Origin of the sequence: Amycolatopsis arida, assembly GCF_900115565.1 — a bacterium.
Taxonomy (GTDB): domain Bacteria; phylum Actinomycetota; class Actinomycetes; order Mycobacteriales; family Pseudonocardiaceae; genus Yuhushiella; species Yuhushiella arida.
Genome location: NZ_FOWW01000014.1, coordinates 1 through 13,726 on the forward strand (window position 1 = coordinate 1; position 13,726 = coordinate 13,726).

The window sequence follows — 13,726 nt, forward strand, 5'->3', positions numbered from 1 at the left end:
ATCACCTTCACCCAAGGCACCAGCGCCGACGTCTACGCCGCCCTGTCCACCGGCACCGGCTTCGGCCCCGGCGTCAAATGGCACGACTACTTCGCCATCGCCGGCGAAGCACCACGGGTGGGCGACTTCAACGGCGACGGCGCCACCGACATCGCCACCTTCACCAACAACGCCGCAGGCGACGTCTACGTAGCACTGTCCAACAAAACCAACGCCTTCCTCGGCACCACCATCAAATGGCACGACTACTTCGCACCCAGCGGCGAATTCCCCTACACCGGCGACTACAACGGCGACGGCAAGACCGACATCGTCACCTTCACCCACACCCCCAGCGCCGACGTCTACACCGCCCTCTCCACCGGCACCACCTTCGGCCCCGGCACCAAATGGCACGACTTCTTCGGACTCCCCGGAGAAACCAGCCTGTAGATCCCGATCACCGAGGGGCCGGCAACCTGATCGCCGGCCCCTCGGCCCGCCACCACGCAGCTCAGCTGCCCGCGATCCCGGCTTGCGACCAGCACGACGGTCAGCGGCGGCGGTACACCGGTGTTCGGACCGGGCGGAACTCGTCGAGCGTGATGTTTACCAACTCGCACCCGGCACGCGGCTCGGGCTGCCCCTTGGCGTCAGCCGCCACTCCTCGGTCAGCTCGCGAGTCACCACGTCAGCGCCGATCTGGCGTTCCAGCAGCTTCCGGGAGGAGCTTCCTCCTGTCGTAGTGCACGGGTGGCGTGCTGCTCCAGCCACGTGGCGCGAGTGCCTTCGCCCCCGGGTCGGTCGGCCCCCGATCCGACGACGTCAACCAGGCTGGGTAATCGTTTTCTCGGCGCGCTAGTCTTGCCCCTGGACGTTGTCAACAACGAGTGGAGCCCCGGTGCCGACGATCAACGACGTGGCCAGCTTGGCCGGCGTTTCGACCGCGACGGTTTCCCGCGCCCTCAACGGCAAGTCGACGGTGTCCCCCGCGCTGGTCACGCGAGTCCTCGAGGCCGTGACCGCACTGGGCTACCAGCCCAACGGCCCGGCCCGGAGTCTCCGGAGGCGAGAGACCGCTGTTCTGGCACTGATCATCTCGGACGTCGAGAACTGGTTCTTCACCGCGATCGCGCGCGGCGTCGAGGACGTGGCGCACGACATGGGCTATTCAGTGGTCCTGTGCAACTCCGACGAGAACGCCGACAAGGAGCGGCGCTACATCGACGTGGCGATCCAGGAGCGAGTCGCCGGGGTCATCCTGTCCCCGACCGGCGCGGGCACCAATGCGGACGTACTCGCCGACACCGGAATTCCGATGGTCGCCGTCGACCGGCCACTACCGGTCGGGTTCGGCGACACCGTCCTCGTCGACACCAGGCAGGCCGCCCGGATGGCCACCGAACATCTCCTGGCGCAGGGTTACGGCCGGATCGGCTGCGTGACCGGCCCGGCCGGGGTGCGCACCGCGGACGACCGGCTCGCCGGCTATCGCGACGCCCTGCGTGCGGCGCGCCGGCGCACCTCCTCCACGCTGGTGCGGCGTAGCGAGTACAAGGGCACGCGGGCGCAGCAGGCCAGTGCCGAGCTGTTCGCCCAGACGGAGCCACCGGATGCCCTGCTGGTCGCCAACAGCGCGATGGCGATCGGGGTCTTGGCCGCCGTGCGGGAGCTGGGTCTGCGGCCGGGCCGCGATGTCGGGCTGGTGGCCTTCGACGACGCGCCCTGGACGGCCGTCGTCGACCCGCCGCTGACCGTGGTCGCGCAGCCCGCGTACGAGGTCGGTCGGATCGCGGCGCAGCTGCTGCTGGCCAGGATCGGCAGCAGTCGTCGGGCACCTGCCGTCACCACCCTGACCGCTCGCCTCCTCGAGCGGGCCAGTTCCCGCCGGTCCGCGCGCTGACCCGCGGCGGGCCGCTCAGCCGCTGTTGGCCCTGTCGTAGATCTCGGTCGCGTTCTCCTGGGTGACCAGCTGTGTCGGCAGGATCTGGGTCTTGGGCACCTGCTGGCAGTCGATCAGCAACGCCTTGGCGGCGTCGATGGCCTCCTGACCGCCCGTAGGGTAGATGAAGGTGGCCGAGAGCCTGCCCGCCTCGACCGCCTTGATGCCGCCCGACGGGATGGGCAGTCCGTCGATTCCGATGAACTTGAGCTGCTGGTCCCTGCCTGCCGCCTTGGCCGCGAGGTACGCTCCCTCGGCCATGGGGTCGTTGTGGGCGTAGACCGCCTGCAGGTCGGGATGGGCCTTGAGGATCGCGTCGGCCTGCGCCTGGCCCTTCTCGCGCAGCCAGTCGCCGTCCGCGGCCGCCACGATCTCGATGTCGCTCCCTTCGATGCCCTCGGCGAAGCCCGTCGACCGCTCCCGCGCCGGAGTGGACCCGGCGAGCCCCCGGATCTCGGCGATCCTGCCACCGTCGGGCAGCACCTGTTCGGCCATGTGCCGGCCTGCCTGCCGCCCGATCTCGGTGTTGTCGGCTCCGATGAACGTGGTGTAGGAATCCCCGTCGACCTTGCGGTCCAGGACCACGACCGGAACGCCCCTGTCGTAGACCTTCTTCACCACCGACGTCAGCGGGGTGGCCTCGTTCGGGCTGATGATCAGCAGGTCGACCTGCTGGATCAGGAAGTTCTCCACGTCGGAGACCTGCTTGGCGTTGTCCTGCTGGGCGTCGGCGAACTCGACGGTGAACTGCGGGATCGCCGCGGCGGCCTGCGCGATGTCGTCGTCCATCCGCTGCCGGTACGGTTCGGCGACGTTGGCCTGGCTCATCCCGATGACGTACGAGCCCCGCGGACCCTGACAACTGCTACCGGTCTGGCCCGGCTGGCTGCCCTGGCCGGAGTTCTCGCTCGTCGTGCCGCAGGCCGAGGACACGAGCAACAGGCAGCCCGCGATCGCGGCCACGGTGAGGGGTCGACGGGACATGGCATTCCTTCCTGCTGGGGCTCACGACTCGGGACGTAGCCGCTGCAGACCCGCGGCGACCACGATCACCAAACCTTTGACCAGCAACTGAACGTTGGGATCGACGTTGTTGAGCGCAAGGATGTTGTTGAGCACGCCGAGCAGCAATGCCCCGGCGACTGTGCCAATCATCGAACCGCGCCCACCGGAGAGCGCGGTTCCTCCGATCACGACCGCGGCGATGGCGTCGAGCTCGTAGCCGCTGCCGTCGTTGGGGCTGCCCTGGTTGAGCTGGCCCGCGTGGACGATCCCGGCCAGTGCGGCGAGCAACCCACTGATCCCGAACACGATCACCTTGACCCGGGTGACCGGGACGCCGGACAGTCGTGCCGCCTTCTCGTTGCCGCCGACCGCGTAGACGTGCCGGGAGAACGCGCTCATCCGCAGGAACGCGATGGCCAGCACGGCGACCACCACGAAGATCACCGCCGGGATCGGCACCAGGCCGTTGAACGTGCGCTCGCCGAGCAAGGAGAACACGGCGGGCGCCTCGCCGGGGCCGTCCCCGTAGGCGATCGCGACGCCCTGGCCGCCAGAGGTGATCCGGGCCAGACCGCGAGCGATCTGCAGTCCCGCCAGCGTCACGATGAACGCCTGGATGCCGAGCATGGCCGAGGCCATCCCCTGCAGCAGACCGAAGACCAGCCCGGCGAGTAGGACCAGCAGCACCGCGGGCAGGACACCGAGGTCCTGATGAACCAGCAGCACGGCGGACCCGACAGCGGCCAGGCCGAGCACCGCGCCGACCGACAGGTCGATGCCACCGACCAGGATCACGAAGGTCATGCCGACAGCGATGATCCCGATCTCGGACACGGCGCGAACCACGTTGAACAGGTTGTCGCTGTTGAGAAACAGCAATTCGCCGCCGCGCGTCGGGGAGAAGACCACCGCGGCGACGAACACCGCCATCAGTCCGAACAGACTCTGAAAACGGAACAGCCACGCGGCGACGGAGCGGAACCGGCTTGGTTCGGGGCGTGGTACGCGAGCAGTCGTCAGCTCGTCCGTCCGCCCGCTCATCGTGGCTGTGCCCGGGGCGTTCCGGTACCTGCCGATGCCGTGCCGTTCGCCGCGTCGACCAGCTCGGCGGTCGGGCCGACACCCATCGTGGCCGCCAGCAGGTCGGCCTCCGACGCGGCGCGCGTGTCGAGTTCCCGCACGGTCCGCCCGGACCGCAGGACGACGACCCGATCACAGACACCGAGCAGTTCGGGCAGCTCCGACGACGCCAGCAGCACCGCGATGCCGCGCTCGGCGGCCGCGCCGAGCAGCTCATAGATCTCCGCCTTGGCGCCCACGTCGACTCCGCGCGTCGGCTCGTCCAGCAGCAACAGCTTCGGCTCGGTCAGCAACGCGCGACCGAGGACCACCTTCTGCTGGTTGCCACCGGACAGCGTGCCCACCGCGTCGCGGACCGAGCCGAGCTTGACGTTGAGCTCGGTGAGGATCGCTCGCGCGGTACCGGTCTCCCGCCTGCGCGGTACCGCACCGAGCACCGCGATACGGTCCACAATGGAAAGTACGGTGTTGGCCTGCACCGAGTGCCCCACCATCAGTCCGGCGACCCGCCGGTCCTCTGCCACGAAGGCCATGCCCAGGTGCTGTGCCTGCCGCGGCGTGCGTGGCCGTACCCGGCGGCCGTCGAACGTCACCTCGCCGCGCCACCGGCCGTGGGATCCGACGCCGAACAGCGTCTCCAGCAGCTCGGTGCGGCCGGAGCCCAGCAGACCACCGACGCCGACGATCTCACCGCGGCGTACCGACAGCGTGATCCCGGCCGGCTCGCGGCGGCCCGGGCGCTCCCGACGAGGTATGACGGTGAGGTCCTCGACGCGCAGGAGCTCGGGACCCGGCTCGTGAGCGCGCGTGTGGAACAAGGTCCGCACAGAGCGGCCGACCATGGCACGGGCGGCCTGCCGCGCGCTCATCCGGCGCGCGTCGAACTCGGCGACCACCGACCCGTTGCGCAGCACCGTTGCCCGGTCGGCAACTCGGCCGATTTCCTCCATTCGGTGGGAGATGTAGAAGATCCCCGTACCGGCGCTGCTCAGCTCGCCGATCACCGTGAACATCTGGTCGACCTCGGCCGAGGACAACGCGGAGGTCGGCTCATCCATGATCAGGACCCGCGCGTCGAGAGCCAGTGCCTTCGTGATCGCGACCAGCTGCTGCTCACCGGTGCGCAGCTCGCCGACCGGCCGACGTGGATCCAGCGCCACCCCGGTGTGCTCCAGCAACCCTCTCGACCGGCGGATCATCCGACCGCGATCCACCGCACCACATCGAGTGCGCAGCTCCCGGCCGAGGAAGATGTTCTCCGCGACCGAAAGGCCCGGCACCAGGTCGAGCTCCTGGGGAATCATGGCGATTCCCGCGCGCTGGGCGTCGGACGGAGCGGCGAAGCGGAACTCCCGTCCCCGCAGGGAGACGCTGCCGTCGTAGTCGGTGACGTCGCCGCTGAGGATGCGCATCAGCGTGGACTTGCCGGCACCGTTCTCGCCGAGCAGGGCATGTACCTCGCCCCCGCGCAGCGTCAGGGACACCTCCCGACAGGCACACACCCCGCCGTAGGTCTTGGTGACACCGCTCATCTCGACCAGGGGCCGGTCGCCGTCGTCCATGCCCGTCCCTCGCTGCCGAAGCACCTGGGAAATCGATTACCGAGACGCTAGGACGAGCCTGACCGGGTGTCAAGCTCGAGGGAAAGCTGTCCATACGACCCCCACCCCCCGCCAGGCACGGCCCGGGACTCATGACGTCGTCCGCTCGGCCGCGATCCTTCCCCGTTGATCGAGCCGCTCGGCCAGGTCCTGCCACGCTCTGACGTTCTCCCAGGCCATGGCCAGGACGCCATCGACGCAATGCGCGGGCACGCTGTCAGCGACGCTGCGTCGCCACTCCGCCGTGGTGAGGTCGACCTCCAGCCAGCGCAGCAGCAGGCGGCCCATGTCGTTGAAGCGAATCGACGGGTCCTCCCGCAGCAGGGACAGTCGGTCGGCCCGGCTCGGCTGGCACTGGGCGGCACTCCGCCGCGATGGCAGGTCGGGGACCGGGCGGGCGCGGATCTCCTCCCGAGCGCTCCTACCGGCCCGGCCGCGGGCCGGTACCGGGTCCAGTCCTCGCCGAACTCGCTCGCGGACATCGCGGGCGGTCGACAGTGAGATCCCCACTTCCTTCGCGATCTCCCGCAGGGTGGCCCCTGGGCGCTCGGCGATGAGTCTTCCGGCCAGTTCCCGGCCGGCCGCACCGTTCAACGGGCGCACCCGCCCGTCCTTGCCGAGCCGGCCGCCTCGTGATGCGTCGTCAGCGGTCGTCCGCATCCGGACCTTGCGCACGGTGGCCGGAGAGAGTCCGGCAGCGGTGGCGATCATGCGATCCGACCAGTCCGGATGAGTACGAAGGATCCGCTCGGCGGCCTGCCTCCGATCGGCCGCGGACAGGGGCAGCCCGTGCGTGACGTTGGCCTGCACGGCCAGCACGAAGGCGTCGCCTTCGTCGCCGTCGTACAGCCGCACGTCGATCTCGGAGTCACCCCGGAGGATGGCGGCGCGCAGCCGGTGCATGCCGTCGACAACCCGCATGGACCGACGGTGCACGATAATGGGCGGCAACGACGAGCCGCACTCGGCGAGCATCCGCACGTGCTCGAGGTTCTCACCGTCACGTCGCGGCGACAGCGACGGTTTCAACGACTGGACCGGAACCCTGGCCGGAACGCAGCTGTCCAACTGCATCTCCAGCCAGCTTCCGGACCGACGGTGGACGGCATTCACCTGTGAACTGACCTGGTGCACCATCATTCCCCCGTACCTACCTACGCCTCGTGCGTCACCTCGCCAGGCGACACTGCGCAGTCAGTCTCCGTCCCCGCACTGCCATCTCAATGCCGCATCGATGCCACCCGGCGAACGGGCAGGAGGGCCGCAGCATCGTGTGCGGCAGCGGCAGCGGCAGCGTGCAGCACCGGCTGCCCCGCGTCGACCACGACGGCGTCAGGTGTCCCCTCGGTCGGCATTCACTCCCTTCCCGGGTCGCCGTCCGTGGCCGGCGACCCCGGCTTGGTTTCGACCAGGTGCCAGGAAGCACGCTCGAACCACCTGCGCCAGGTGGCGAAGACCGGCGAGACGCAGACGGGTGGTGACCCGAGGAACATCGGGTCACCACCCGTCGTCGATCTGGTTCGGACTCAACGACCTGGTACTCCAACTCGGCTGAAGTACTAGCAGGCCTTGAGCCCGTCGAAGATCTGACCGGTACCCCTCGTGCGTGTGTGCGACGCACTCTGCCCGGGGTTGATGGTATAGCAACGGGAATCCATCGCGAACCTGTACGTGAACTTGACTCGCACCTGGAAATGACAGTGGTTGGTCGCCGTGAAGCGGGTCGTGACTCCCGCCGGGTTGTCCTCCCTGACCGTCACGCAAGGGGGAGGAGGGGCGGCGCGGAACAGGTTCGTGTTCTCCGTAGGGAGTGTCTGTGGTAGCGCCTCAGCCGCTGTAGCGGGGGTTGCCATTGCCATGGGCACCATGGTCGCCGCTCCGGTAAGCGCGAGGGCAAGCAGTGCTTTCCTGATCAATTCAGCACACCTCTCTCGACTCGGTCGTCCATCTGTCTCTGAACCAGGTTGGACGATGAGATGGATTGTGCTCGGCAAGCTACGTTCGTTTTGTTCCTGCTGTCAATCCCGTCCAGGATCGTTCACCGTTCAAGCATCGACTGCCTGCCGATGAACAGATCGAACCACGGCTCACGGCTGCGAAACACGGCCGGGTGAACCGACGACGCGTGTTCGTCTGATTGGATTGATCAGTCGGACAGTCTCGTCAGGTATTGCTGATATCGGGATTGCCCTGATGTTTGAGATGCGGCCTGGATCATGTTCGTCCGCGCGCAACGCGCAGTCGTACATCACCGGAGATGAATTCATGGGCGCGCGACCAAGCGCGCCCCCCGAAACGAGCGTTGCCGCCCGCGACATCGATCGTGCTGTCGGTGGCCGCGCGCAGTCCGAGACCCATCCGAGTAGTCGACTCCTTGCGCCGGGCTCGCGCTACCACTCCAGCGGCAGCCGTTCGTGAGCGACCGCCGGAGATGTTTGCTCGGGTCGACCGACGCGGCGCTACGGGCCTGACGCGGTCATCGTTCTTTCGCTGATCGGCCACCCGCGCCACGGTCGCGAGGGTGATCACCCACATCGGGTGGCCACCAGGCGCCGGGCCACGTGTGCCGCTCGGCGGGATCCGAGCTCACGGTACCGGTGCTCGACCTCCCGCCATCCGGAGATCGCCGCGTCGCGCTCACCGACCACGGCGCTCACCTCGGCGAGTTGCTCGAGCGCCAGCGCCTGCCCCAGCGGGTACTCGCAGTCGTGGGCGAGCTCCCGTGCCTCCTCGGCCAGCTCCCGCGCCCGACACGGGTTGCCCATAGCGCGTTCGCAGGCCGAGAGCACGGTGAGTGCCTGGACCAGGCGGAGCCGGCGCCGCGACCCGCGCGCGATCAGCACCGCCTGGGTGGCCAGCGCCGTCGCCTCCGGGATGTCGTCGGCGGCGAGCCGGAGTTCGGCGAGTCCGATCAGGGCGCCGCACTCGAGGTTGGGGCTGCGCATGTCCCGGGCGCTCGCCAACGCCTCGTCGTAATGGAACGCCGCGTCGTCGTCCTGTCCCATGACCCGCAGGATCTGTGCGAACGTCGTGTGCGTATTGGGCGTGTTGCGAACGTCCTGGTTGCGCTCGGCGTCGGCGAGGCCCTGCTTGGCCTGGCGGTAGGCTTCGTCGACATCGCCGAGCTCCAGCAGGCAGTTGGCGAGCTCGTCGCGCAGGCCGACCGAGGTGCGCTGATCACCCCGGGCCAGCGCCTCGTCCAATGACTCGATCAGAAGGCGGCGCGCCCGCGGCAGCTCCTCGGTGTAGTGCGCCAGCATGGCGGGCACGCCGGGTTGACCGGGAACCGGTGGCGTGGCGGCGTCCTCCCGCAGTGGTGCGCACTCGCGGCGGGCCCGGCGAAGCTCGCCGAGCTCGAGCAGAGAAAGGACGAGGTTCTCCCGGGCTCGGCGTTCCAGCGTGGCGTCCCCGGCGGCCCGGTACCCCCGCAGCGCGGCCTCGAGATGCTCGACCGCCCTGGCCAGGTCGCCGCTGACCTGGGCGATGATGCCGAGGTTGATCCGAGCGGCGTTGGCGCCGGGCAGGCCCAGTCGCTCGTAGAGTCGCAACGCGGCGGTGAGGTCTCGCAGCGCCGCACCGGTGTCACCGGAGTAGTACCGCAATCCCCCGCGGCCGTTGAGCATGGCCGCGACGCCCTCGTCGTAGCCGACCCGCCGCGCTGCCCGTAGTCCGGCGTCCACCGTGGTGAGCCAGTCGACGGTGTGCCCGCGCAGGGTGAAGTAGCCACGCAGGGCGTCGGCGAGGTGGCACGCTGCCTGGTACGGTCCTCGCTCGGCGGCGTCCCGGACGGCGGCGACCAACGCGGGCCGCTCCTCGTCCACCGAGTCCAGCGAGCGCGCGCCGACGTCGAGCGACGTCACGGACGGGGGCCGTGGCAGCGGGTTCATCGTGAGCAGCGGTCGCACCGCCGCGTCGGTCACCGCGATGTAGTAGTCGAGCAGCCGGCGGTGGGCCGCGGATCGTTCGTCGTCCGGGTCCTCCCGCAGACCGCGTTGCCGCGCGTAATCACGGACGAGGTCGTGCAGCCGGTACCGGCCGGAGGCGGTGCGGTCGAGCAGGCTGGCCGCCACCAGTTGATCGAGACAATCGCCGGCCGTCGAGGGGGGAACCGCGCAGAGCGCGGCCACCGCCTCGACGCCGAAGTCGGGGCCCGGCACCAGACTCACCAGGCGCAGCATCCGCCGTTGCTCCGGGCTCAGCACCCGGTAGGACCAGTTCAGTGCGGCGGAGACGTCCGCCCGTTCGTCGCCCTCCAGTCGGAGCAGGGACAGCGCGCTGCCGGAGCGCAGTTGGGCGACGTAGTCGCCGATCTTGAGTTGCGGACGCAGCGCGAGGTGGGCGGCGGCGATCCGCATTGCCAGCGCCAGCCGACCGCACGACACCACCAGGTCCCCGGCCGACTCGCTCTCGTCGGAGACGCGGTCGTCACCCACCAGGGTGACCAGCAGGTCGAGTGACTCCGCCGTGGTCAGCTCTCCGAGGCGGAGTCGCTGGACACCCGGGTCCACGGCGAGGCCGCCCAGCTCGTGGCGGCTGGTGACCAGGACGGCGCAGCCGGGCGATGCCGGTAGCAGCGCCCGGACCTGCTCCTCCGTGGCGATGTTGTCCAACACGACCAGCATCCGCCGGCCGGCCATCAGCGACCGGAACAGGGAGACCTGCTCGCCCAGCGCCAGCGGCGTCGCGTCGGGCGCCAGGCCGAGCGCGCGCAGGAACTGGCCGAGCACCTCCTCGCGGCTCAGTGGTGCCGTCGTACCGTACGCCCGTAGGTCGGCGAAGAGCTGGCCGTCGCCGAACCGGGCGGCTACCCGATGCGCGACGTGGACGGCCAACGCGGTCTTGCCCACGCCGGCGGGCCCGGTGATCACCACGACCGGGGGCGTGAGCGCGTCGCCGGTGGCTCCGAGGAGCGCCGTGAGTCGTTCGATCTCCTCCCTTCGGCCGACGAAATGGGCGGTGGCCATGGGAAGTTGCCGCGGCCGGCGGCATCGCGTCTCCTCGGCGGACCGCCGAGGAACCTCCGGCGGCTCGTCGAGGTCGCGCAGGATCCGCCGGTGGGTCTCGCGCAGCTCGGGGCCCGGGTCGACACCCAGCTCGTCCGCCAGCAACCGGGTGACCTCGCGAAAGGCGTTCAGCGCCTCGCCCTGGCGGCCGCAGCCGTGGAGCGCCCGCAGCAACTGCGCCCAGAACCGCTCCCGGAGAGGGTGCTCCCGAACCAGCCCCATCAGCTCACCCACGACGTCGCCGTGCCGGCCCAGCTCGAGGTCAACCTCGATGCGGCGTTCCATCGCCTGCAGGTACCGCTCCACGAGCCGGGGAATCTCGTCCCTGGCCAGTGCGTCCGAAGGAACGTTCGCCAACGGCGGCACGCCGCGCCACTCCGCCACGGCCTTGGTCAACAACGTCGACTCGGCTTCCCGATCGCCCTCGGCCGCGGCTGTTCTCGCCCGCTCCACCAGGTCGGTGAACCTGCTCAGGTCGGCTCCTCGCGACGGCAGTACCAGCCGGTAACCGCCGTCCTCGGTGCGGATCGCCTCCTTGGGCAAGATCCGTCGCAGCCGCATCACGTATTTCTGCACGACGGCACGTCCGTCGGCGGGTGGCCGCGCACCCCACGTCTTGTCGACGAGTTCCTCCACGGTGACCATTCGATCGTGATGGAGGAGCAGCAGGGCAAGGATGACCCGCTGCTTACCCGCGGGAACGGAGACCGGGCGACCGTTCCGCTCGACCTCCAGCGGCCCCAGCACCCGGTAGTCCACATCGGCCGTACTCACCAGCGGCTACCCTGCCCGTCGCTCGTACCGTGTTCGAGAACACAGGAGGATCTTACTCCGAATGGCGGATCAGTGGGCCCCGGTATCGCGACGTCATCCGCTCGAGGCCGGCCTCCTTCGCTGATCGAGCCGCTCGGCGAGGTCCCGCCAGCCAGCGGCGTTCTCCCAGGCAAGCTCACGAGGACGGCGAGGCAATGCGCGGGCACGACGTCGGCCCCCCTGGCTCGGCACTCGATGCCGGTGAGGTCCGCCTCCAGCCACCGCAGCATCAGCCGGCATGGATCGTCCGCATCGCCGTCGTACAGCCGCACGTCGATCTCGGCGTCGCCACGCGGAATGGCCGCACGCAGCCGGCGCATGCCGTCGATGACCCGCCAAGAGGGGGCGGTGCGGACGATGGGCGGTAAGCTCATCCCGCGATCAGCGAGCATCCGCACGTGCTCGAGGTTCTCCCCCCGTACGCCTCGGTGAGAAGGATGGCCGCAGAGACCCCACCGGCAACCTGGCTGGAACGCAGCCGTTCAAATCCTCACCATCGCGGACGTGGTGGCCACGGCCCAGCGTCGGTTCCCCGACCTGGTGTACCGCATGGTCGGGAGCGCCGATGGCCACCACCACGTGCCGCGCCTCACCGGGGAACTGGCCCCGGCCGGTGGCCCCGCGGTGATCATCGGGCTGGCCGTCATGATCATCGAGGGCCCGCCTGTGCCGCGTCGACGGCTTCCTCGACCCCGTTCCCCAACCATCCCCTCACCAGGAGTTGGACGTTGACACCTGACCCGATGACCCTCCACCCACTACCCGCGCACGAGCGGGTGGTGTTCCTCAAGCCGCTGGTCACCTCGCCGAAGATCGTCGTTGGCGAGTACACCTACTACGACGACCCGGACGGCGCGACCGAGTTCGAGCACCGCAACGTGCTCTACGCCTACGGACCGGAACGACTGGTCATCGGCAGGTACTGCGCCATCGCGGCCGGCACCCGGTTCCTGATGGCCGGCGCCGAACACCCGACGATGGGCGTGTCCACGTTCCCGTTCACCATGTTCGGCGGCGAATGGACCGAGAAGACCCTCGACATCGTCACCGGCATGCCCAGCCGAGGTGACACCGTGGTCGGCAACGACGTGTGGTTCGGCTACCAGGCCACCGTCATGCCCGGCGTGCGTATCGGTGACGGCGCCGTCATCGCCACCGCTCGCTCGTCACCACCGACGTCCCGGCCTACACCATCGTGGGCGGCAACCCGGCGCGGGTGCTCCGGCAACGCTTCGACGACGCCGACATCGACCGGTTGCGCCGCGCCGCCTGGTGGGACTGGCCCGCCGAACTGGTCACCGAGCACGCGCGCACGATCATGGCCGGCAATCCTGCCGACATCGAACGCATCGCCGAGGGAATCCGATGACATCCATCCAGGAACACGCCGTGCCCGGCAGCGGCCCGTACGCGATCACCACCGGCTCGGACGGCGCCCTGTGGTACACGCTGGTCCAGAGTGGGCAGATCGGGCGGCTCGTTCCCGGGGAGCGGCCGACCAGCTATCAGGTGGACCCTCGGTGCGGCCCGACGATCATCGTCTCCGGACCCGACGGTGCGTTGTGGTTCACCGAGTACCAGGCACACCGAATCGGCCGGATCACCACCGGTGGTGAGATCGAGGAGTTCCCGCTGTCGGAATGCGGGCCGTTCGGGATCGCCGCCGGACCGGACGGCGCCCTGTGGTTCACCGAGACCACCGCCGACCGGATCGGCCGGATGACTGTTGACGGTCAGCTCACCGAGTTCCCGCTCCCGCTGGCCGGGGCGTTCCCGTCCGCGATCACCGCGGGACCCGACGAGGCGTTGTGGTTCACCCTGAACCAGGCCAACGCGATCGGCCGGATCGGCACGGACGGCACCGTCACCGTGCACCCGCTGCCAACCGAGGCGGCCGCGCCGGTCGGCATCGCGACGGGGCCGGATGGCGCGCTGTGGTTCGTCGAGATCGCCGCCGGGCAGATCGGCCGGATCACCACCGACGGCCAGGTGAACGAGTTCCCGCTGCCCGACCGTGCCGGCCGGCCGCACGCCATCACCTCGGGCGGCGACGCCCTGTGGTTCACCGAATGGGGCGGCAATCGTGTCGGCTCCATCACCCCGGACGGTGCCATCGAAGTACACGACCTGCCGACTTCCGGTGCCGAGCCACACGGCATCACCCTCGGCCCTGACGGTGCGCTGTGGGCGGCACTCGAGATCGGTGCCCTCGCCCGCGTCATCCCGAAACCGCTCCAGCCCAGGACGCGGCCTTGCCCGTGACGTTCCACCACACGATCATCCACTCTCCCCCACCAGCGGAT

General features: G+C 69.5%; 9 protein-coding genes and 1 pseudogene. 4 read left to right on the forward strand and 6 right to left on the reverse strand.

The window, feature by feature from the left end:
• The coding region (locus tag BM051_RS26860) for an FG-GAP repeat domain-containing protein (RefSeq protein ID WP_143095731.1) at nucleotides 1-432 on the forward strand (432 nt) is incomplete at its 5' end.
• Between the two features lie 448 nt (nucleotides 433-880).
• A complete protein-coding gene (locus BM051_RS26865; protein ID WP_092536455.1) occupies nucleotides 881-1,882 on the forward strand; it encodes a LacI family DNA-binding transcriptional regulator in 1,002 nt (333 codons plus the stop codon).
• 15 nt (nucleotides 1,883-1,897) lie between these two features.
• Here BM051_RS26865 and BM051_RS26870 read toward each other — a convergent pair whose 3' ends face one another.
• From BM051_RS26870 to BM051_RS26900, 6 genes are all read right to left on the reverse strand, one after another.
• Nucleotides 1,898-2,905, reverse strand: coding sequence for a substrate-binding domain-containing protein (locus BM051_RS26870; protein WP_092536458.1), 1,008 nt, complete (start codon nucleotides 2,903-2,905; stop codon nucleotides 1,898-1,900).
• A gap of 21 nt (nucleotides 2,906-2,926) precedes the next feature.
• Entirely contained in the window at nucleotides 2,927-3,856 is a 930-nt protein-coding gene (locus BM051_RS26875) for an ABC transporter permease (RefSeq protein ID WP_243859331.1), read from the reverse strand.
• Between the two features lie 107 nt (nucleotides 3,857-3,963).
• Nucleotides 3,964-5,568, reverse strand: a complete 1,605-nt coding sequence (locus BM051_RS26880; protein WP_092536464.1) for a sugar ABC transporter ATP-binding protein — start codon at nucleotides 5,566-5,568, stop codon at nucleotides 3,964-3,966.
• Between the two features lie 129 nt (nucleotides 5,569-5,697).
• Complete coding sequence (locus tag BM051_RS26885) at nucleotides 5,698-6,582, reverse strand: ParB/RepB/Spo0J family partition protein (protein WP_243859381.1); 885 nt, start codon at nucleotides 6,580-6,582, stop codon at nucleotides 5,698-5,700.
• Between the two features lie 1,550 nt (nucleotides 6,583-8,132).
• Nucleotides 8,133-11,384: an AfsR/SARP family transcriptional regulator gene (locus tag BM051_RS26895; RefSeq protein WP_092536470.1), complete on the reverse strand. Its 3,252-nt coding sequence runs from the start codon at nucleotides 11,382-11,384 to the stop codon at nucleotides 8,133-8,135.
• On the reverse strand, nucleotides 11,381-11,821 hold the full coding sequence (locus BM051_RS26900) for a ParB N-terminal domain-containing protein (protein ID WP_134046008.1): 441 nt from the start codon (nucleotides 11,819-11,821) through the stop codon (nucleotides 11,381-11,383). The genes BM051_RS26895 and BM051_RS26900 overlap by 4 nt, the downstream gene beginning before the upstream one ends.
• Nucleotides 11,822-12,151: 330 nt before the next feature.
• On the opposite strand from BM051_RS26900, the pseudogene BM051_RS26905 reads away from it, so the two are divergent.
• Both BM051_RS26905 and BM051_RS26910 read left to right on the forward strand, forming a co-directional pair.
• Nucleotides 12,152-12,792 (forward strand): annotated as a pseudogene (locus BM051_RS26905) (CatB-related O-acetyltransferase).
• Nucleotides 12,789-13,685, forward strand: a complete 897-nt coding sequence (locus BM051_RS26910) for a Vgb family protein (protein ID WP_092536476.1) — start codon at nucleotides 12,789-12,791, stop codon at nucleotides 13,683-13,685. Before BM051_RS26905 ends, BM051_RS26910 begins: the two are co-directional and overlap by 4 nt.
• The last annotated feature ends 41 nt before the right edge of the window (nucleotides 13,686-13,726 follow it).